Genomic DNA, 18,997 nt, shown 5'->3' on the forward strand with positions numbered 1-18,997 from the left:
CGATGTTTGTCAACCGCTGATTTCAGCGCGTGAAGCAAGCGATTAAAACTGCGCTAACTTCCTGACAAACCGAAGGTTTTCACCTTCATTCACCGCCTGAAACGTTGTCCGTCCCCGGCAGCGGATGCGTACTTTACGGATTTGGCGGGGCGAGTGCAAGCGGTTTTGTAAAAATCTTTCACGGCTAACCGTCAGGCCTTTTCAAAGCATTTCGGCCACGCCCGGGTTAACGGTTAAACTAGCGCTCTCGCCCACCATCTCCGAGGTCCTTGATGAGCCCCCACCTGCTATCCGTCGATTCATTGAACCGCGAAGGCGTCGATCATCTGCTGCGCGTGGCCGCGCAGATGGAGCCGATCGCCAGCCGCCAACAGGTCACCCGTGTGTTGGAAGGCGCGGTACTGGGCAATCTGTTTTTCGAAGCCAGTACCCGTACGCGCGTGAGCTTCAACGCCGCGTTCTGCCGGTTGGGCGGGAGCGTGTGCGACACCACCGGCTTTACCTTCTCCTCCATGGCGAAGGGCGAGTCGCTTTACGACACCAGCCGCGTCATGAGCGGCTACTGCGATGCGATCGTGATGCGCCACCCGGAGCAGGGGTCGGTTGCCCAGTTCGCCGAGGCGACCAACGTGCCGGTGATCAACGGCGGCGACGGCCCGGGCGAGCACCCAAGCCAGGCGCTACTGGATCTTTATACCATCGACAAGGAGTTTCAACGCCTTGGTAAGCGCCTGGAAGGTGCCCACATTCTACTCACCGGCGATCTGAAGTACGGGCGCACCGTGCATTCGCTGATCAAGCTGCTCTCGCTTTATGACCCGCTGCGCATCACGCTGGTATCACCGCCGGGGCTCGAGATGCCGGCACACCTTGTGGACCTGGTGACTTCGCGCGGCCACCGGGTCGAGATGCGCGAGCACCTGGGCACGGACTTCAGCGATCTGGACGTGGTGTACACCACGCGCATTCAAAAGGAGCGCTTCACCGAAGAGATGAACGAGAGCTTCAAGGGCGTCTCGGACGACTTCGTCGTCAACAAGGGCTTTCTCGATCGCCACTGCACAAGCTCCACGATCGTCATGCACCCGCTGCCCCGCGACAGCCGCCCTGGCGTGAACGATCTCAACGTGGATTTGAACGGCGACCCCAGGCTTGCGATCTTCCGCCAGACCGATAATGGCATCCCGATGCGCATGGCGATTTTTGCCACGCTGCTGAAAGTCGACGGTTTGATCGCCGAGGATTTGCGCCCGGTCCGCTGGTTCGTCCCCCATCAGACCGGCACGCTGGACCGCTAAGCGTTAGAAAAAGAAAGGATAAAAAAGAGGCGCAGACGTTAGAGCGAGAGACGCCCGCCGGGAAGCCCTTCCCGGTGGGCAAACCAGCCTTCCAGGATGAGCACGGCGGCGATGCCATCGACACTCTCTTCGCGGTAGTTACCGCGGTGGCCGGCGTCGCGGGCGATGCTTTTGGCCTCTTTGGTAGAGCCGCGCTCGTCGACCATTTCCACCTGTTTGCCAAAGCGCCCATGAAGCCGGTTACCGAACTTGCGCGCGCGCCGGCTCATCTCCGACTCGCTGTCGTCCATGTTGAGCGGCAGCCCCACTACCAGCAGATCCGGCTGCCACTCTTTTAACAGCGCCTCGACGCGCTGCCAGTCGGGAATGCCGTCGCGGGCGGTCAGCGGCTCGAGCTCGCGAGCGCTTTTCAAAAGCTCGTTGCCGACCGCCACGCCGATACGCCGCGTGCCGTAATCGAAGGCGAGTACCAGCCGCTGACCGGGCGCCGCCACTAGGCGTGCCCTGCGTCGCGGGTCATGAGGTTCAAATCCACGCCGAGAATGCCCGCCGCGCTCGCCAACCGCTCGGCGGGGGGCGTGGCGAAAATCACGCGCTCATCGCCTTCCACGGTCAGCCAACTGTTCTCCTTGAGCTCTTCCTCGAGCTGGCCGACTTCCCAGCCAGCGCAGCCCAGGCAGACCAGAAACTGCTCCGGCCCGTCGCCGTCGGCGAGCGCCTTGAGAATATCCATCGAGGTGGTGAGTGCGACGTTGTCATCGACCTGAACGCTGGAGTCCCACTGCTGGCTGTCGCCGACATGAAGAATGAAGCCGCGATCCTTATGCGTCGGGCCACCGTAGTAAACCGGCGCGTTGCGGTGCGGGCTTTCCTCACCGCCGAGCGAGAGCTGCTCGAACAGCGTGTCGAGGGTGATCTCGAGGGCGTGGTTGATGATCACGCCCATGCAGCCGTTGTGATCGTGATCGCACAGATAGATCAGACTGCCGGCGAAATTGGCGTCGTCGAGGTGCGGCATTGCCATTAAAAAGTGGTGCTTTAAGCTTTGCATGCGTCTCCTACGGCGCGCCGAACGTCAGCGCGCCTCGCTTGATAGGCAGTAAATAGCGCGGGTGAAGCCTCTACGCGCCAAGGCGGCGCTCAACGGCGTCCAGCAAGAGCCCGGCAATGTTGGTGCCGCGCTGATCGTCGATTTCGCGCACGCAGGTGGGGCTCGTGACGTTGATTTCGGTAATGTAGTCACCGATCACGTCGAGCCCCACGAACATCAGCCCCTTCTCCTTGATGACCGGTTTGACCTGATCGATCAGCCAGTGATCGCGGGCGGTGAGCTCGCGAGTCACGCCGCGCCCGCCGGCGGCCAGGTTGCCGCGGGTCTCCCCGGCGGAGGGAATGCGCGCCAACCCAAACGGCACCGGCTCACCGTCGACCAGCAGAATGCGCGTGTCGCCATCCTTGATTTCGGGCAGGTAGCGCTGGGCCATGATCTGGCGCTGCCCGCGCAGAGTGAGCTGCTCGATCACCGCGCCGATGTTGCGCCCGTCAGGGCCGATATGAAAGATGCCGGTGCCGCCCATGCCGTCGAGCGGCTTGAAGATGACGTCGCCGTGCTCAGCGTGGAAGGCGCGCAGTACGTCATCGCGGCTGGCGACGATCGTGGGCGTACAGCACTCGGGAAACTGCTGGGCGAAGAGCTTTTCGTTGCACTGCAAAAGCGCTTGGGTCGGATTGACGATCAGTACGCCTTCGCGCTCGGCAAAGCCCAGCAGGTGCACCGCGTTGATGAACTCGGCGTCGACCGGCGGGTCCTTGCGCATCAGCACCGCGTCCAGGCTTGCCAGCGGGCGCGACTCGACCTCGCCCAGATCGAACCAGTGCGCCGGGTCGCGGTGAACGGTCAGCGCGCGCATGCGGGCGTGGGCCTTGCCTGCCTCCAGGAAAAGGTCGCCCTGCTCCATGTAATACAGGGTATAGCCGCGCTCCTGGGCGGCCCACAGCATGGCCAGCGTCGTGTCCTTTTTATAGGCAATGGCGCTGATGGGGTCCATTACGACGCCAAGCTGCAGATTCGGTTGACTCATCGGGGCACTATCCCTTCATAAACGGTAGAGAAGCAGTATGACGCACCGCTAAGGCGGCGCAAACCTCACTGGGTGAGCGCGCCGGGCACCAGGCGGATCGCATCCGGGGCGAGGGTGATCAACTGCTGCTTATAAAGCCGGCCGATCGCCTGCTTGTAGGCGCTCTTGCTCACCCCGAGCCGCGCCTTGATGGCGTGGGCATCGCTCTTGTCGCCCAGCGGCAGATAGCCGCCGCTCTCTCTGAGCGCGGCGAGGATCGTCTCGCCCACCACGTCCAGGCGCGCCGCGCCCGGTGGCAGCAGCGAAATATTGACCCGGCCATCGTCCCGGCGCTGCTTGACGTAGCCGGTCACCGACTGACCGCGACGCAGCGGTTTGGTGATGTCGTCCTGGTAGATCAGCCCCCAGTAACGATGGTTGACCACGACCTTGAGGCCCAAGTCGGTGCGGTCGGCGACGATAATGGCGACTTCCTCGCCGTTTTCAAGGTTTGATGCGTCGTCGCTCAAAAAACGATCAAGGCGCTGGGAAGCGACCGGACGTCCACGGTCATCCTCATAGAGCATGACCAGCACGCGCTTGCCGGGGTCGGGGCGAAAGCGCTGCTCACCGTAGGGCAGCAGTACGTCCTTGGGCAGGCCCCAGCGCAAAAACGCGCCGGTGTCGTTGACGGTCACCACTGTCAAATAGGCCACTTCCCCGATACGGGCAATTGCATCGCTTGCAGGCCCGGGGGTGGGGCGCGCGTCGTCAGCCATGAGCACTTCCTCGATAATTGAGCCTTCATTATGAGCCCTGGGCCTGCCGGGGGCAAAGCGGGTGACCCCGCGCCTGCGTTAAATGCGTTTAGGCCGAGCTGCTATGCTCAATGGGTCAATAAAAAACGGGCCAGTCAAAAAACAGGCCAGTAAAAAACGGATCATTAAAAAAGGGGGCGGCGGCATGGAAGGATTCACGCTGTTGGATACGGGGGTGCTGATCGGCTATATCGCGCTCATCGCCTGGATCGGTTCGCGCTTTGGTAAAAACCAGCACAGCCCGGAAGACTACTTTCTGGGCGGGCGCAGCATTCCCGGCTGGGCGATCGGGCTTTCGGTGATGGCCACCCAGGCCAGCGCCATTACCTTCATCGGCGCGCCGGGCTGGGGGTTCGAGGGCGGCCTCGAGCGGCTAGTGACCTTTCTCAACGTCCCGCTGGCGATGATCGTGCTGATTCTGGTGCTGGTGCCGGTGTTTCATCGGGCGGGCATCTACAGCATTTATGAGCTTCTCGAGCGCCGCTTCGGCCCCAACACGCGCACGCTGACCGCACTGCTGTTTTTGATCGCTCGCGGCCTTGCCACCGGCGTGGTGCTCTACGCCCCGGCGCTGGTGCTGGCGGTGGTCACCGGCTGGAGCGTAAACCTGACCATCGTCATCATGGCGGTGCTGGCGATCAGCTACACCGTGCTTGGCGGCATCAGCGCGGTGATCTGGACCGACGTCATCCAGATGTTCGTGCTCTGGCTCGGGGCGCTGTTGAGCGTCATCTTTTTGGTCACGAGCCTGCCCGGCGGCTGGAGCGATGTGTTCGCGTTTGGCGCCGAAAGCGGCCTGTTCAACGCCATCGATCTGTCGCTCAACCCGAATGTGACCTACTCGCTGTGGGCCGGGCTCTTCGGCGGCTTCTTTCTTCACGTGGCGTACTTCGGCACCGATCAAAGCCAGATCCAGCGCGTGCTGTCGAGCCCCTCGGTGCCGGACGCCCAGCGCTCCCTGTTGATCGGCGGCTATCTGCTGATTCCCCAGATGCTGCTGTTTCTATTCGTAGGCATCATTTTAGCTACCTACTACCAGCAAAACGGCCTGAGTGCGCCGGAGAACCTCAACGAATTGCTGCCCCGCTACGTGGTCGAGACCTTTCCCTCCGGAATGGCGGGGCTGGTGATCGCCGGCGTGTTCGCCGCGGCAATGTCGAGTCTGGACTCGGCGCTCAACTCGCTCTCTGCGGTCTCGATACGCGACTTTTACAGCCGCTATATCAAACGAGACGCCAGCGACGCTCATTATCTCAAGGCCTCGCGCTGGGCGACGGTTTTCTGGGGCGGCTACGCCACGCTGTTCGCGTTCTTTGCCGGCAATCTGGGTCCGGTGATCGAGGCGGTCAACCAAGTGGGCTCCTGGTTCTACGGGGCGCTGTTAGGCACCTTTTTGCTGGCAATCTTTAGCCACCGCAGCAACGCCCGCGGGGCGATGGCAGGACTGTGTACCGGTATGCTCGCGGTGTGGGCAACCACTGCCTTTCTGGATATCTCCTGGCTCTACAACAACACCGTGGGCGTGGTGGTTTCGGTCGGCGTGGGGTATCTGGTGAGCCTGAGCGCGCCGGCGCCCAGCGCCGAGGCGCTGGGTGACGTGATCATCGACGAGTCCGCCCCGGACATGCAGGCCATTCTCACCGCCCGTGCCGGCAGCGCCCCGGAGGTTGGTCATGAGGCGCGCCTGACCCGGCGGCGCTGCCTGGGGCTTTTGGTCTGGTTCGTTTTGATGCTAATGATGCTCGCGCTGCTCCAAGGCTGGGCCAATGCCTGAGGCCATCACGCTCGCCCGGCATATCGATGCCCAGAGCGCGCGCGAGCGGCTAGCGCGCCTCGGTGGGGCGAACTTCGAACCCGCCTGGGTATCGCTTTGGGCGTTTGGCCTGGGCGCTCTGCACTCCGAGCCCGCCGCGTGGCTGCTGGCAAGCCAAGCGCTCGCCCGCCCGCTACTGCTTCCCCACGCGGCGCTGACAGAGCGGGCCGAAAAGCTCTCGGACGAACTCACGCTCGATGGCGGTGAAGCACCTTCCCGCGCGCCGCTATCCCGTCAGTGGTTTTGGGAGCGCATGGCAAGCCCTAAACGCTGGCCGCTGACGCTGAATGAGTCGCCGCCAACCCCGCTCTGGCTGCCTTGCTGGCTTGGCTATACCGCCCACCGCCAGCGCCGGCTCGTGGTGCTGAGCGGACTCTCGGGCCAAGCGCTACCCCAGCTCAAGCCGCTGGTACTGAGTGAGCTCAAACGACGGGCGCACGAAGGGCGGCGTCAATCGAAAAGGTTTCTGGAGGAGAGCGGCGGTTAACCTGGATGGGAAGCGCTTGTCAAGTGAGTAAGCGCTTACAAATCGCCGAAATGGTGCTGTAGAAGCGTCAGCGCTACAACCGGCGCGGTTTCGGTGCGCAGTGTGCGCGGGCCCAGCGTCAGCGGCGTAAAGCCGTGAGACTCGGCGGCGGCGATATCCTGCTCGGTCAGCCCACCTTCCGGGCCGATCAGAAGCGCTGCACTCGCCGGGCGCTCGGCTAGATCGAAGCGGTTACCGGTGGCCAAGTGCAGCATCAACTTTAGCGGCTCATCGCGCGTGGCAAGCCAGGCATCAAGCGCCATGGGTGGATGCACCACCGGCACCGTCGCCCGCCCGCTCTGCTCGCAGGCGCTTTCGGCGACCGCCTGCCAGTGGGCGTGCTTTTTGGCTTCGCGCTCGTCTTTCAAGCGCACATCACCCCGCTCGGTATAGAGCGGGGTGATGGCGGCCACGCCAAGCTCCACGGCTTTCTGGATGGCGTAGTCCATCCGGTCGCCCTTGGAGATCGCTTGGCCCAGGTGGACCGAAAGCGGCGACTCGCCTTCGCCGGACCACACGCGCTCGACCAGCACGACGCTACGCTTGCGCCCAGCCTCGACCAGGCGCACGCCGGCTTCCTGGCCCTGACCGTCGAACAGCACCAGCGGCGCGCCCTCCCCCATGCGCAGCACGCGAGTGACGTGACGCGCCGGGCCTTCCAGCAGCTCCACCCGAGCGCCGACGCTGAGCGCGGCGGCAACGTACAGGCGGGGCATTTTACCGTTGAGGGCGTACCAGTCGGCTTTCATGGCTTATTGGGTGTCCGGCTTAGTGAGTGTTTTCGGCCGCGCCCTGAGCCTGCTGCGCTTCGCGCTTTTTGCGCTGGGCGTACATGGCTTCGAAATTGACCGGCGCCAGCATCAGCGGCGGGAAGCCGCCCCGGTTGACCAGGTTATCCACGCACTCACGGGCGTAGGGGAACAAAAGGTTCGGGCAGAACGCGCCGAGGGTCTGTTCGAGCTGCGCCCCTTCGATGCCGGAGATACGGAAAAGACCCGCCTGCTCCACTTCGGCCAAAAAGGAGGTGGTGCCGGACTCGCTGTCGTTGACCTGGGCGGTCACCTTCACCACGACCTCGTACTGGTCGTCGTCGATTTTGGTGCTGGTGGTGTTCAAATCCAGATTGACCTTGGGCTTGAACGACTGCTTGAACACCGACGGCGAGTTCGGCGCCTCAAAGGAGATGTCCTTGACATAGATGCGCTGCAGCGAGAATTTCAGCTGCGGCTTTTCGCCTTCCGCCGCACCGGCGCCTTGCTGAGGGGCGTTGTTCTCTTCCGCCATGGGAGTACTCCTGGTCATTGTTACGTTGGATAAATTACTGCGTTGGATAAAGCGGCGCCGCGGCGCTTACTTTTTCACCACCGGCAGGCTGTCCGCCTGCCACTGCGCCATGCCGCCCTTGAGCTTGTGGGCATTGAAACCCGCCTTGGCGAGCTTGGCCTGCACCGCGCCCGCGCTTTGACCATGCTTGCACACCACGATGATGGGCTTGTCTTTCACTTTCTCAAGCTCGTTCATGCGGCTGTCCAGATTGGACTGCGGGATGTTGCGCGCGCCGGCGATGTGACCGGCCTTGAACTCCTTGCTCTCGCGTACGTCCACTATCACCGCGTCTTCCCGGTTGATGAGCTGCGTCGCCTCAGAGGAGCTCACCGCGTGGGTGGACGCGCTGCGGGTTTCATAAACGAGCCATGCCAGCAGCACCAGCAAAAATGCGCCCACCAGCAAAGGGTGGTTCATTACGAATTCGAACAGCTGATCGATCATCGCGAACACAATCTCTTGGTATATGCAAAAAAAGCGGCCAGGCCACCGTCAAACGCGACAAGTATACACGTCACGGGCGCCGACGCGCAGGCCATGACGCCTAACGACTGGCTGCGTTATGATGCCCCAAGCGTACGCTGGTCGCGACCCCGACCAAAAGGGGGTATTCGAAAAGGAAACGACCCGCGCTCTTTTCGAACGCCTGGCTTAACGGGCACGCTTTAAAACGACCACTTTGAACGACCATCCGATACGACGAGGCTTCAATGGCAACACAGACCCCGCGCCCGGTAGCGCTGATCATTCTGGACGGTTACGGCCACAACCCGGACGCCGCGCACAACGCCGTCGCCGCCGCCAATACGCCGGTCATGGATGCGCTCTGGGCCCAGCGCCCCCACGCTTTCGTGCACACCGATGGCGAGCACGTGGGCCTGCCCGAGGGGCAGATGGGCAACTCCGAAGTCGGCCACATGAATCTGGGCGCAGGGCGCGTGGTGTATCAGGATTTCACCCGCATCACCAAGGCGATCAAAGAGGGTGAGCTTGCGCGCATCGAGGCGCTCACCGCGCCCATCGACGAGGCGGTTTCCCAGGGGCGCGCGGTGCATCTGCTGGGGCTTTTATCGCCCGGCGGCGTGCACAGCCACGAGGATCACTTTTTAGCGCTGGCCGAGCTTGCCGCGAGCCGCGGCGCCACGCGCATCTACGTGCACGCCTTCCTCGACGGCCGCGACACCGCGCCGAAAAGCGCGCTTTCGTCGATCGAACGCGCCAACGCCAGGCTGTCTGACCTGGTCGGTGCGGACAACGGCTTCGTCGCCTCGATCATCGGGCGCTTCTACGCCATGGACCGCGACAACCGCTGGGAGCGCGTCGAGAAGGCCTACCGCCTGCTCACCCAGGGCGACGCCGAGCACACCGCCGAAAGCGCCGAGGCGCTTTTGGAAGCCGCCTACGCCCGCGGCGAAACCGACGAATTCGTCGAAGCCGGCCAGGTATGCAAGGAAGGCTCCGGGGTGGCGATCGAAGACGGCGACGCGGCGCTTTTTTTGAACTTTCGCTCCGACCGTGCCCGCGAGCTGACCCGCGCCTTCACCGACGACGCCTTCGACGGCTTTACCCGCGAGCACCGCCCCCAACTAGCCGGCCAGGGCCTGGTGATGATGACCCGCTACGCCGCGGACATCGACGCCCCCGCCGCCTTTCCGCCGACGGACCTGACCGATACCCTGGGTGAAGCGGTTGCCAAGCGCGGGCTTTCGCAGCTGCGCATCGCCGAAACCGAGAAGTACCCCCACGTCACGTTCTTCTTCTCCGGCGGTTTCGAGGCCGAATACGAGGGCGAAGAGCGTATCCTCGTGCCCTCGCCGCGGGATGTGAAAACCTACGACGAAAAGCCGGAGATGAGCGCCTTCGAGATCACTGACAAGCTGGTCGAAGCGATCGACGGCGGCACCTTCGATTTGATCGTGTGTAACTACGCTAACGGCGACATGGTCGGCCACACCGGCGACTTCGACGCCGCGGTGAAAGCGATCGAAACCGTGGACACTTGCGTTGGCCGCGTGGTCGAGGCGATCGAGCGAGCCGGCGGGGCCTGCCTGATCACCGCCGATCACGGCAACGCCGAGCAGATGATCCACCCGGAGACCGGCGCGCCGCAGACCGCCCATACCACCTTCGTGGTGCCATTGATCTACGTTGGCGAGCGCCCGGCGCGCCTCGCCGAAGGCCGGCTGTGCGACCTGGCGCCCACGCTTTTGACCCTGATGGATCAGAGCGTGCCCGAGGCGATGACCGGCACGCCGCTGCTCACCTTCGACGAATGAGGCCACGGCTCGCCAGGCGGGCGGCGCGCCGCGTCGCCCTGCTGAGCGCGCTCTGCGCGCTGGGCATTGCCAGCGCCGCACTGGCCCAAAACGAGCGCGCCGCCCGCGAGCAGCTCGACGCTCTGGGTCAGGAGATCGAGTCGCTCAATACCCGACTCTCAAACACCGGCCAGGCGCGCGACAGCGCCGAGCGCGAGCTACAAGCGGTGGAAACCGAACTGGCCCAGACCCATCAGCGCCTCGATCGCCTGCAGGCCGAGCGGCGCACGCTCGACGACGAAACCCAAACGCTTCGCCGCCACCGCGACCGGCTCACAAGCGAGCGCAGCGCCCAGGTCAACGCGCTGGCGCAGCAGTTCGCCGCGCTTTACCGCCTGGGGCCGACCCCGCAGCTGAAGCTTCTGCTCAACCAAAGCGATCCGGCGGAGCTCGACCGCATGCAGGCGTACCTGAACCGCCTGACTCAAGCGCGCGAGGCCAAGCTCGTGGAGCTTGCGCGCCTCGACACCGCCCTGGCCGACACCGAAACCGAGCTCGACCAGCGCCAGACCCAGCTGGCAGTGCTTTCCGAGGAGCTCGAGACGCAAAGTGCCGCGCTTGCCGAAACCAGCGCCGAGCGCCAGAGCGTGGTGGCCACGCTAGATGATCGCTACGAAAGCGAGGCCGACCGGCTGGCGGATCTTAACCAGACCCGAGAGGAAGCCGAAGAGCAGCTTCGCCGCATCCAGGCGGAAATGGCACGGCTGGCCGAGGCCACGCCGACCACGCACATTGGCCGCACCCAGGGCGACTTGCCCTGGCCGGTTCAGGGCGCGATCAGCGCGGGCTTTCGCGGCCAGGACGGCGTGCACTATAACGGCATCGTCATCGAGGCCGGCGCCAACACGCCGGTCACCGCGGTGCACGAAGGCCGGGTGGTGTTCGCCGACTGGATGCGCGGCTTTGGCAATTTGCTGATCATCGACCACGGCGATCAGGTGATGACGCTCTACGCGCACCTGCAGCAGTTCAGCGCCCGAGCGGGCCAGGCCGTCGGCGCCGGCGAGGAGATCGGCCGCGTCGGAAATAGTGGCGGACAGCGCCGCGCCGCGCTTTACTTCGAAGTAAGAAACCGTGGCGAGCCGATTAATCCCGAGCGTTGGATTGCGCGCCGCTGACGGGATAAGCTGGCACGACACGATACGACACTTCACTACACGCGCTACCCCGGCGCCTTCTGCCTTGCGGAGTCTGCATGACGCTAACTGTGAACGAAGTACTGGCCCCCGCCAGACGGCTGATAGCGCCCCTGCTTTCGCTTTCGCTGCTCGGCGCGCCGCTGCCACTCTGGGCGCAGCCCACCGATGGCACGCCGGAAGCGCTGCCCCTCGAGGAGATCCAGACCTTCGCCGAGGTGTTCGAGCGCATCAAGCGCGGCTACGTCGAAGAGGTGGACGACGCGACGCTTTTGCGCAACGCCATGCGCGGGCTTTTGAGCGAGCTCGACCCACACTCCGCCTATCTGGACGTCAACGAGTTTCAGAGCCTGCGCGAATCGACCGAGGGCGAGTTTGGCGGCATCGGCATCGAGGTGGGTAACGAGGATGGCCAGCTGATGGTCATTACCCCGATCGATGACACGCCCGCCTCCCAGGCCGGGCTGCTCGCCCGCGATTTGATCATTGCCATCGACGGCACGCCGACGGAAAGCCTGTCGCTGCAGGAAGCGGTGACGCTGATGCGCGGCGAGCCCGGAAGCGAGCTTACGCTGAGCATTCTGCGCGCCGGCGAGGACAGCCCGCGCGAAATCACCCTGGCCCGCGAAGTGATTCGCAGCGAAAGCGTCAAGCACGAGCTGTTGGAGCCCGGCTACGGCTACCTGCGTATCAGCCAGTTCCAGTCGCGCACCCCGGAGCAGGCGTCTGATGCGCTTTCCCGCATGAGCCGCGAGCAGCCGCTCCAGGGCCTGGTACTCGATCTGCGCAACAACCCGGGCGGGGTGCTGCAATCCGCAGTGGGCGTAGCGGATCTGTTTCTCGACAGCGGGCTGATCGTCTACACCGAAGGGCGTCTGGCCAACACCGAGATGTCGTTCTCTGCCAACCCGGCCACGCCTGCCCGCGACACGCCGCTGGTGGTATTGATCAACGGCGGCAGCGCCTCCGCCGCCGAAATCGTCGCCGGCGCCCTGCAGGATCAGCGCCGCGGTATCATCATGGGCACCGAAAGTTTCGGCAAGGGCTCAGTGCAGCAGATCATGCCGCTGGGTAACGGCGAAGGCTTGAAGCTCACCACCGCGCTCTACTACACCCCCAACGGCCGCTCGATCCAGGCCCAGGGCATCGAGCCGGACGTGGAGGTCGTGCGCGGGCGGCTGGAAGTCGCCGAAGGGCGCCGCGAAATTCGCGAAATCGATCTGGACGGCCACCTGAACAATCAGGACGGCGGCACGTCCGATCGCGGCGAGTTCTCCGAGCGGCTGAGCGACGACTACCAGCTCAGCGAAGCGCTGAATCTGTTGAAAGCGCTCAACGTGGTCGACCGGCGCCGCTAGCCTGCCGGGTTAGCGGCACGAGCGCGGCAGGCGACCGCGCTCGCCGGTGGCTTGGCGCATGATCAGTCGTTTGAGCGGGACCGCCTGGCTCATCGCGCTCATGCCGAGATTGCGCGCCAGCGTCAGCGCCGGCAGGCGGCTGCCAAAAAGCTGCTTGAACCCCTTCATCAAGGCGAGCATAGCGGTGTTGTCGAAACGCCGCCGGCGCTCGAAACGCGCAAGCGTTACACGCTCGCCCCAGGGGGCGCGGCGCCGCCAGGCGTGCACCACTTCCTCGGCCAGCACCGCCGCATCCATCAGCCCCAGATTCACGCCTTGGCCCGCCAGCGGGTGAAGCGTGTGCGCGGCGTCGCCCACCAGCGCGAAGTGATCCAGTACGTAGCGCTTGGCGTGGCGCTGGATGAGCGCAAAGCGATAGGCGTCGTCCAGCACCTCGATACGCCCAAGCGCCGGGCCAAAGGTCTCCTGTAGCGCTTGTCCCAATGCCTCGCGAGACAATCCCTGAAGCGTCTGCGCGTGCTCCGGGGTGGTCGACCAGACGATCGAGCAGTAGCGCGCATCGTCGCCGTCGGTCAGCGGCAAAAAGGCCAGCGGCCGACCATCGACGAAGACCTGCCGGGCGGTACCACCGTGGGGCTTTTCGCAGCGCACGGTGGTTACCACCGCGTCCTGCTCCATGGACTCTTCTGCCACCTCGATACCGGCAAGCGCGCGAAGCGCCGAGCGGGCGCCGTCGGCGGCAATTACGAGCGGCGTATTGAGCTCGCGCCCATCCTTGAGCACCAGGCTGCGCCCCCTGGCCGTCGTTTGCAGCGCGGCGACCTCGGCACCAAAAAAGAGGCTCAGCGTCGGCAGCGTCAGCACATGGCGATTGAGCGCGGCCAGCGTCACGCCATTTTCGACGATGTGCCCCAGCACTGGAGTACCCGCCTCATCGGCTGAAAAGTGGATGCTGCCGCTGCCCTCGCCGTCCCACACGTGCATATAGCGATACGGTGTTACCCGCGTGGCCGCCATATCAGGCCAGGCGCCGAGGTGTTTCAACAGTCGCTGGGACACCGGCGTCAGCGCGCTCACCCTGGGGGCGAGCGTGCGGGTGTCGAGGGTGCTCAAATCGAGCGGCGCGGTTTGGGCCTCTACCAGCGCGGTGCGCATGCCCGCGCCGGCCAAAAGCCCCGCCAGCGCCGTGCCCACCATGCCGGCGCCGACGATGACGGCGTCAAATTGCTCGAAGGTACTGCCGGGTGACGCCTGTTGGGTCTGCATACCGCTTCCTGTCGTGAATCGTGAATCGTGAATCGTGAATGACGAGTATAAGCGCTAGCGCTCCAGGCCCATGGCGCGGCGCGCCAGCCCGCGGCGCAACGGCCCGAACAGGTTGAGGCCGATGAGCCCGGCGGCGCGGGCGTGAGGCAGCAGCGGAAACGAGGCGCCGAACAGCCGCACCAGGCTGTCGCTAAAGCGAATCACGTTGGTCCGATCCTTAGCCCGGCGGTGCTCGAAAGCGAGCAGCGTCTGCATGTCGCCAAAGCGCCGGCCCTGCTCGCGCCCCTCTTCCAGTGCCTCGACCAGGTCCATCACCGAGCGCAGCGCCAGGTTGAAGCCCTGGCCTGCCACCGGGTGCAGCGCGTGGGCAGCGTTACCGAGTACCGCAAGCCCCGGGCGCACCGACTCGCGAGCGGTCACCAGCGAGAGCGGATAGCTAAAGCGTTTGCCGACTCTGGTGAAACGCCCGACCCGGTCGCCGAAGGCGCGCTGGAGTTGATCCAGAAACGCGCCGTCGCTGAGCGAAAGCCTCGAGCCCTCCTCGCCGCTTTGGTGGGTCCAGATCAGCTCCATCGCCTGGTGGGGCAGCGGCAGCAGCGCAATCGGCCCTTCATCAGTGAAGCGCTCGAAGGCCACCCCCTTGTGCGGCTGGCTGATGCCGACGTGGGCAATCACCGCGGTCTGCTCGTAGGAGCGGCGCTCGCTTTGGATACCCAGCTGCTCCTTGAGCCCGGAGCGGCCGCCGTCGGCCAGCACGGTCAGGCTGGCCTCGAGCGTATCACCGGTCGAGAGTTCAAGGCGGTGCCCCCCGTCGACCGCGGTCATGGTGTCGACCGTGGCCGGGCAGTACCAGTCGATGGCAAGCTCATTAAGGCGCTGATGCAGCACCTGCCCCATCCAGGCGTTGGGAATCACGTAGCCAAGCGCCTCGACCCCCACCTCGGCGGCGGAAAGGCGGGTGGCGCCCAAGCGCCCGCGCTCGCTGATATGAATGCGCGAAATCGGCGAGGCTTCACGCTGCATCGCCGGCCAGACGTCGAGCTCGCGAAAGCGCTGGGCGGAGCCGGCGGCAATGGCGCTGGCGCGCGCGTCGAAACTCGGCTGCCAGGTGAGCTCATCGGCGTTCGGCAGCGCCGCGGCCTCCACGATCGCTACCCGCAAAGCAAAGCGTTCGATCAGCGGCGCCAGCGCGCAGCCAAGGCTCGCCCCCACCAGCCCGCCACCCACGATCACGATATCGTAAGCAGCCGTTTTTAAAGCATTTTCCGGCACATCCGCGAGCATCGAAAGCCTCCGTGATTAAATGTAATTTCGTAATCCTTTACATAACGTTATTTTTGGCATGTTAAAACTGGTTACTTTTTAGCCATTAACGCTTCGATTTCGTCAATCCGCTTGGGAACGTCGCTGGTCAATATTTCACCACCCGTTTCACTAACGACCACGTTGTCCTCGATACGAATACCGATGCCGCGGTAGGCGGCGGGCAGATCGTCGTCATTGGGAATATAGAGGCCGGGCTCGACGGTCCCGACCATGCCGGGTGAAAGCGCGCGCGGCGTCTGCTCGTCGAGCCGGTAGGTACCGACGTCGTGAACGTCGAGGCCCAGCCAGTGGGACGTGGAGTGCAAATAGAAGCGCCGGTAGCTTTCATCGTCGATGCGCGCCTGCACCTCGCCTTCCAGCAGCCCAAGCTCGATCAGCCCGCGGGTTAGATCCTCGACTACGCCTGCATGGATATCGGCAAGCGTCGCGCCGGGCGCCACGGCGGCGACGGCGCGCTCCTGAGCGCCGAGCACCACCTCGTAAAGCACCCGCTGAGCGTCGCTGAAACGGCCGCTGACCGGGAAGGTGCGGGTAATATCGCCGGCGTAGAGATCGAACTCGGCGCCGGCGTCGATCAGTACCAGCGCGTTCTCTTTGAGTACGTCGCCGTTTTCAATATAGTGCAGCACGCAGGCGTTCGCGCCGCCGCCCACGATGGTGCTGTAGGCCGGGCCGCTGCCGCCGTGCCAGAGAAATTCGTGCTCGAGTTCGGCCTGGAGCTGGTACTCGAAGAGCCCGGGGGCGCAGGTGCGCATCGCGCGACAGTGCGCACGAGCGGAAATGCGACAGGCGTGGCGCAAAAGCGCAAGCTCCGCCGGGCTTTTGATCAGCCGCATGTCGTGGATTAGCTCGCGGCTGTCGAGCCAGCCCTTGAGCATCGGCTTGCCGCGGCGCTGGCCTCGCTGGGCCTGAGCAAGCGCCTCTTCTGCAATGGACTGAGCTTCGGGGTGATCCAGCGGCGCGTAGAGCAGGGTGCGGCTTTCGAGCATCGCCGGCAGGTAGTCGTCGCGCTCGGCGTTTTCAAACGCCTGGTCGATACCGTGCTCGGCCATGACGCCCTCGGCCCCCAGCCGCCGGCCGGTCCAGGCCTCCATCGTCGGGTCGCGGTCTTGACAAAACACGACGCTTTGACCCGCCACACGGCCGGGTAGTAGCAACAGCAGCGCATCGGGCTCGTTGATGCCGGTCAGATAATAGAAGTCGCTTTGCTGGCGAAACGGGTACTCGCTGTCGTTGGAGCGGATGGTGAGCGAGGCGCCGGGCACGATGAGCGCCGCGCCGTCGGGCAGTTTCGCCATCAGCGCCTCGCGGCGGCCGCGGTACTCATCGAGGGTGATCGCGGCGGGGCGCGAAAGCGTATCGGGTAACATTGAAGCTCCTTAAAACGGCCGGGAAAACTCAGTGAACCGGGGCGTCGGTCTGCTCGACCTGAGGTTTGCCCGGATGCTGTTCGGTGTAGAGCAGCATCGCGGCCATGCGCGCGTGCTCGGAGAGCGCAAACAGGTCGTTCTCGTTTTCCGGGCTGTCGTCGATGTCGGTCTCGATCTGACCAAAACTTGCAAGATCGTCGATGGCCTCTTTGAGCGGCTGCGACCAGCGCTTTTTCAGCGCCTCGTCGGCCACGTCATCGATGACCTCGTTAAAGCCCAGCGCCCACTCCTTGAGTGCCTGGGCCTGCTCGCCGAGCGAGAAGAGCTCGTCGGGCAGAAGCGGGGCGTAATTCAAGTCACTGGCGCTGAGCGCGTCCAGGGTTTGCCGGCGCCAGCCGAGCAGGCGCTCGGCGCTCTCCGGGTCTCTGGGCTGCTCGACGCCCAGGCTCATACAGACTTCCTCGAGCCAGGCCTCGGCGGTGACGTCGCGAAGGGCTAAAAGCGCGCAGAGCCGGCCGTCGAGAAAGGCGGGCGACTGCATGCTGCCGTGAAGAAGAAAGACGTCGGCCACGTCGGAAAAGTCCTGGCGCTGCTCGATGAGGGACATGGGGGCTCTCGCTTTGGGCGGTGAACGAAGGGTGTCGAAAAAGCGAAGGAGGTTGAGTAGGCGGCGCCCCGGCGGCAAAGCGCGTTGACCCCGCGCAAGCCGCTCTCTTATAGTGAACGCCGCCCCTCCTTTCTATACCGTGATGTTAACGCATTCGGGCCCTGACGTGCCCGTGCCGGAGTCTTCGATGAGTAACGCCAAGCGGCCAACCAAAGAAATTACCCTGCTGGGTCGCGGCTACATGATCGCCTGCGATACCGGCGAGCAGGCCAAGCTTGAACGCGCCGCTCGCTATCTGGACCGCGCCATGCAGGGCATTCACTCGCAAAGCAATGTGCTGGGCAACGAGCGCATCGCCATCATGGCGGCCTTGAACATCACCCACGAGCTTTTGGAGGCGCTCGATGAGCACCGCGCCGGCGAGGCGAGCCTGAACCGCTTGCACGACCGGCTGGAAAAAGCGCTGCAAAATGCCCGCCCCGTCGAAACCCCCTGACACCTTCGCGCAAACCGGGCCCAGGCCTATGGCATCGGCGCTTGCTCTGTTAAGATGAAGCGGTTCTCTGGAGTGTGCGCCAGTCGTTATAGTCCCTCGAGCCTATGCGCAGTACCCAGGGGGCCAAATGCTAGCCAGACCCGTGTGCATGTCCGTGCGTCGGAAAGCCTGACGGTTTGGCTGCGGCCACCCACTCTGAACCAGTAGGTTCAGGGCCAGAACGACAGCGGCACTCTGGGGAACACCATGCTCGATCCTTTCGATACCGAACACCTCGACAAGCGCGCCCTGCGCCGCGAGCTTCGCCGAAGGCGCCGTGCCTTGAGCGACGCCGAGCAGCAAATGGCGGCCACCTCGCTTTGTCAGCGTCTCAAGAAACTTCCCGAAATCCAGCGCGCCAGGCGCGTGAGCCTTTATCTGCCGGTCGGCGGCGAAATCGACCCAACATCGCTACTTGGCTGGTTCCAAAAGCGTCGCGTGACGGTTTACCTGCCGGTGCTGCGCCCCTTGAGCCACAACGCGCTCTGGTTCGTGCGCTTTGACGATGACACCCCCATGGTCGAGAACCGCTTCGGCATTTCTGAGCCCTGCACACGCTTTGGCGCACGGCGACAAAACCGGCTGCCCGCCTGGGCGCTGGATACGCTGATCGTGCCGCTGGTCGGCTTCGATGGCGAGGCCAACCGCATGGGCATGGGCGGCGGCTTTTATGATCGCACGCTCGCCTTCATGCGCCGCCCGGGCCCCAAGCCTGCACTGATCGGCGTGGCCCACGCCTGCCAGCAGGTGAATGAGCTCGAGGTCGAGCCCTGGGATATCCCGCTGGATGCGGTGGTGAGCGACCAAAATATCGTTCGCCGCAGCGGTGGCTGAGTGCCTAATGACCGCCACAAAAAAAGGGCCGATCGCGCGATCGGCCCTTTTTTATGTCGCGGTCAGCGCTAAGCGCGCCGCTTTGCAACGATCAACTTCCTGCCAGTGCCTGTGCGTATCCGGTGACTAGTACTCCCAACAAAAAGACGACCGTCAACGCCATTACTACGTCAGGCTTCTTACGCCGCATGCCTTGTCTCCAACGTTTTTATGATGACCGATGCCCTAAAGCCAGTCATCAACGCTTGTTTTCAAGGATGGCTGGCTTGACTAATTTTCAAAGCCGACTATAGGGCCAATGGCGGGCTGCTGACAATAGCCAGCGGCCCACTTTTTTAATCATCCGATGGCGACCAATGCACCACAATGGCGCGGCAGGCGTGAACCAGAGGGTTGGTAAACGCTAACT

At 64.0% G+C, this 18,997-nt stretch carries 19 protein-coding genes and 1 other RNA gene; 9 read left to right on the forward strand and 11 right to left on the reverse strand.

Annotation, left to right across the window (positions count from 1 at the left end):
- Positions 1–272: 272 nt before the first annotated feature.
- Positions 273–1,298 (forward strand): aspartate carbamoyltransferase, encoded by a 1,026-nt coding sequence (gene pyrB, locus ACGLWX_RS10070; protein WP_396239452.1) that lies wholly within the window; start codon positions 273–275, stop codon positions 1,296–1,298.
- 38 nt (positions 1,299–1,336) lie between these two features.
- Here the strand turns inward: pyrB and ruvX are convergent, their stop codons facing one another.
- The 4 genes from ruvX to ACGLWX_RS10090 form a co-directional block, all read right to left on the reverse strand.
- Complete coding sequence (ruvX, locus tag ACGLWX_RS10075; RefSeq protein ID WP_396239455.1) at positions 1,337–1,792, reverse strand: Holliday junction resolvase RuvX; 456 nt, start codon at positions 1,790–1,792, stop codon at positions 1,337–1,339.
- Positions 1,792–2,349 carry a YqgE/AlgH family protein gene (locus ACGLWX_RS10080; protein WP_396239457.1) on the reverse strand — a complete coding sequence of 186 codons (558 nt, stop codon included), beginning with the start codon at positions 2,347–2,349 and terminating at the stop codon, positions 1,792–1,794. Before ACGLWX_RS10080 ends, ruvX begins: the two co-directional genes overlap by 1 nt.
- 70 nt (positions 2,350–2,419) lie before the next feature.
- Positions 2,420–3,379, reverse strand: coding sequence for a glutathione synthase (gene gshB, locus ACGLWX_RS10085; RefSeq protein WP_396239459.1), 960 nt, complete (start codon positions 3,377–3,379; stop codon positions 2,420–2,422).
- Positions 3,380–3,444: 65 nt separating this feature from the next.
- Positions 3,445–4,137, reverse strand: a complete 693-nt coding sequence (locus ACGLWX_RS10090; protein ID WP_396239461.1) for a S1 RNA-binding domain-containing protein — start codon at positions 4,135–4,137, stop codon at positions 3,445–3,447.
- Between the two features lie 184 nt (positions 4,138–4,321).
- On the opposite strand from ACGLWX_RS10090, the gene ACGLWX_RS10095 reads away from it, so the two are divergent.
- Together ACGLWX_RS10095 and ACGLWX_RS10100 are read left to right on the forward strand one after the other, a co-directional pair.
- On the forward strand, positions 4,322–5,950 hold the full coding sequence (locus ACGLWX_RS10095) for a sodium:solute symporter (RefSeq protein ID WP_396239462.1): 1,629 nt from the start codon (positions 4,322–4,324) through the stop codon (positions 5,948–5,950).
- On the forward strand, positions 5,943–6,476 hold the full coding sequence (locus ACGLWX_RS10100) for a hypothetical protein (protein WP_396239464.1): 534 nt from the start codon (positions 5,943–5,945) through the stop codon (positions 6,474–6,476). The genes ACGLWX_RS10095 and ACGLWX_RS10100 overlap by 8 nt, the downstream gene beginning before the upstream one ends.
- Positions 6,477–6,511: 35 nt before the next feature.
- Here the strand turns inward: ACGLWX_RS10100 and ACGLWX_RS10105 are convergent, their stop codons facing one another.
- The 3 genes from ACGLWX_RS10105 to ACGLWX_RS10115 all read right to left on the reverse strand — a co-directional run bounded on the left by ACGLWX_RS10105 (position 6,512) and on the right by ACGLWX_RS10115 (position 8,285).
- Positions 6,512–7,264 (reverse strand): 16S rRNA (uracil(1498)-N(3))-methyltransferase, encoded by a 753-nt coding sequence (locus ACGLWX_RS10105; protein ID WP_396239466.1) that lies wholly within the window; start codon positions 7,262–7,264, stop codon positions 6,512–6,514.
- Between the two features lie 19 nt (positions 7,265–7,283).
- Positions 7,284–7,799 (reverse strand): protein-export chaperone SecB, encoded by a 516-nt coding sequence (gene secB / locus ACGLWX_RS10110; RefSeq protein ID WP_396239468.1) that lies wholly within the window; start codon positions 7,797–7,799, stop codon positions 7,284–7,286.
- Between the two features lie 66 nt (positions 7,800–7,865).
- A complete protein-coding gene (locus ACGLWX_RS10115) occupies positions 7,866–8,285 on the reverse strand; it encodes a rhodanese-like domain-containing protein (protein ID WP_252107722.1) in 420 nt (139 codons plus the stop codon).
- Between the two features lie 266 nt (positions 8,286–8,551).
- Between ACGLWX_RS10115 and gpmI the strand changes: the two genes are divergently transcribed.
- From gpmI to ACGLWX_RS10130, 3 genes are all read left to right on the forward strand, one after another.
- Positions 8,552–10,117, forward strand: coding sequence for a 2,3-bisphosphoglycerate-independent phosphoglycerate mutase (gpmI, locus tag ACGLWX_RS10120; protein WP_396239470.1), 1,566 nt, complete (start codon positions 8,552–8,554; stop codon positions 10,115–10,117).
- Positions 10,114–11,274 (forward strand): murein hydrolase activator EnvC family protein, encoded by a 1,161-nt coding sequence (locus tag ACGLWX_RS10125; protein WP_396239472.1) that lies wholly within the window; start codon positions 10,114–10,116, stop codon positions 11,272–11,274. The genes gpmI and ACGLWX_RS10125 overlap by 4 nt, the downstream gene beginning before the upstream one ends.
- Before the next feature lie 77 nt (positions 11,275–11,351).
- The gene (locus ACGLWX_RS10130; protein ID WP_396239474.1) at positions 11,352–12,650 is read left to right on the forward strand and encodes a S41 family peptidase; all 1,299 of its coding nucleotides are present in this window, start codon (positions 11,352–11,354) and stop codon (positions 12,648–12,650) included.
- Between the two features lie 9 nt (positions 12,651–12,659).
- Here the strand turns inward: ACGLWX_RS10130 and ACGLWX_RS10135 are convergent, their stop codons facing one another.
- From ACGLWX_RS10135 to ACGLWX_RS10150, 4 genes are all read right to left on the reverse strand, one after another.
- Positions 12,660–13,916 (reverse strand): UbiH/UbiF/VisC/COQ6 family ubiquinone biosynthesis hydroxylase, encoded by a 1,257-nt coding sequence (locus ACGLWX_RS10135; RefSeq protein ID WP_396239476.1) that lies wholly within the window; start codon positions 13,914–13,916, stop codon positions 12,660–12,662.
- A 54-nt stretch (positions 13,917–13,970) separates the two neighbouring features.
- Positions 13,971–15,200, reverse strand: coding sequence for a 2-octaprenyl-6-methoxyphenyl hydroxylase (gene ubiH, locus ACGLWX_RS10140; RefSeq protein ID WP_396239478.1), 1,230 nt, complete (start codon positions 15,198–15,200; stop codon positions 13,971–13,973).
- Between the two features lie 71 nt (positions 15,201–15,271).
- Complete coding sequence (gene pepP, locus ACGLWX_RS10145) at positions 15,272–16,612, reverse strand: Xaa-Pro aminopeptidase (RefSeq protein WP_396239480.1); 1,341 nt, start codon at positions 16,610–16,612, stop codon at positions 15,272–15,274.
- A 28-nt stretch (positions 16,613–16,640) separates the two neighbouring features.
- Positions 16,641–17,219 (reverse strand): UPF0149 family protein, encoded by a 579-nt coding sequence (locus tag ACGLWX_RS10150; protein ID WP_396239482.1) that lies wholly within the window; start codon positions 17,217–17,219, stop codon positions 16,641–16,643.
- Positions 17,220–17,406: 187 nt separating this feature from the next.
- On the opposite strand from ACGLWX_RS10150, the gene ACGLWX_RS10155 reads away from it, so the two are divergent.
- From ACGLWX_RS10155 to ACGLWX_RS10165, 3 genes are all read left to right on the forward strand, one after another.
- Positions 17,407–17,715, forward strand: coding sequence for a cell division protein ZapA (locus ACGLWX_RS10155; RefSeq protein ID WP_252107739.1), 309 nt, complete (start codon positions 17,407–17,409; stop codon positions 17,713–17,715).
- Between the two features lie 61 nt (positions 17,716–17,776).
- Positions 17,777–17,960: non-coding RNA, 6S RNA (gene ssrS / locus ACGLWX_RS10160), on the forward strand.
- A 1-nt stretch (position 17,961) separates the two neighbouring features.
- Positions 17,962–18,588, forward strand: coding sequence for a 5-formyltetrahydrofolate cyclo-ligase (locus ACGLWX_RS10165; protein ID WP_396239484.1), 627 nt, complete (start codon positions 17,962–17,964; stop codon positions 18,586–18,588).
- Positions 18,589–18,997 lie beyond the last annotated feature (409 nt).

Source organism: Halomonas sp. HMF6819, from assembly GCF_044335525.1.
Lineage (GTDB): Bacteria > Pseudomonadota > Gammaproteobacteria > Pseudomonadales > Halomonadaceae > Vreelandella.

Excerpts from the sequence above, each read along its gene's own strand:
- pyrB (WP_396239452.1), top strand. The coding sequence starts at position 273 with ATGAGCCCCCACCTGCTATCCGTCGATTCATTGAACCGCGAAGGCGTC.
- ACGLWX_RS10080 (WP_396239457.1), bottom strand. The coding sequence starts at position 2,349 with ATGCAAAGCTTAAAGCACCACTTTTTAATGGCAATGCCGCACCTCGAC.
- gshB (WP_396239459.1), bottom strand. The coding sequence starts at position 3,379 with ATGAGTCAACCGAATCTGCAGCTTGGCGTCGTAATGGACCCCATCAGC.
- ACGLWX_RS10090 (WP_396239461.1), bottom strand. The coding sequence starts at position 4,137 with ATGGCTGACGACGCGCGCCCCACCCCCGGGCCTGCAAGCGATGCAATT.
- ACGLWX_RS10095 (WP_396239462.1), top strand. The coding sequence starts at position 4,322 with ATGGAAGGATTCACGCTGTTGGATACGGGGGTGCTGATCGGCTATATC.
- ACGLWX_RS10100 (WP_396239464.1), top strand. The coding sequence starts at position 5,943 with ATGCCTGAGGCCATCACGCTCGCCCGGCATATCGATGCCCAGAGCGCG.
- ACGLWX_RS10105 (WP_396239466.1), bottom strand. The coding sequence starts at position 7,264 with ATGAAAGCCGACTGGTACGCCCTCAACGGTAAAATGCCCCGCCTGTAC.
- secB (WP_396239468.1), bottom strand. The coding sequence starts at position 7,799 with ATGGCGGAAGAGAACAACGCCCCTCAGCAAGGCGCCGGTGCGGCGGAA.
- ACGLWX_RS10115 (WP_252107722.1), bottom strand. The coding sequence starts at position 8,285 with ATGATCGATCAGCTGTTCGAATTCGTAATGAACCACCCTTTGCTGGTG.
- gpmI (WP_396239470.1), top strand. The coding sequence starts at position 8,552 with ATGGCAACACAGACCCCGCGCCCGGTAGCGCTGATCATTCTGGACGGT.
- ACGLWX_RS10125 (WP_396239472.1), top strand. The coding sequence starts at position 10,114 with ATGAGGCCACGGCTCGCCAGGCGGGCGGCGCGCCGCGTCGCCCTGCTG.
- ACGLWX_RS10130 (WP_396239474.1), top strand. The coding sequence starts at position 11,352 with ATGACGCTAACTGTGAACGAAGTACTGGCCCCCGCCAGACGGCTGATA.
- ACGLWX_RS10135 (WP_396239476.1), bottom strand. The coding sequence starts at position 13,916 with ATGCAGACCCAACAGGCGTCACCCGGCAGTACCTTCGAGCAATTTGAC.
- ubiH (WP_396239478.1), bottom strand. The coding sequence starts at position 15,200 with ATGCTCGCGGATGTGCCGGAAAATGCTTTAAAAACGGCTGCTTACGAT.
- pepP (WP_396239480.1), bottom strand. The coding sequence starts at position 16,612 with ATGTTACCCGATACGCTTTCGCGCCCCGCCGCGATCACCCTCGATGAG.
- ACGLWX_RS10150 (WP_396239482.1), bottom strand. The coding sequence starts at position 17,219 with ATGTCCCTCATCGAGCAGCGCCAGGACTTTTCCGACGTGGCCGACGTC.
- ACGLWX_RS10155 (WP_252107739.1), top strand. The coding sequence starts at position 17,407 with ATGAGTAACGCCAAGCGGCCAACCAAAGAAATTACCCTGCTGGGTCGC.
- ACGLWX_RS10165 (WP_396239484.1), top strand. The coding sequence starts at position 17,962 with ATGCTCGATCCTTTCGATACCGAACACCTCGACAAGCGCGCCCTGCGC.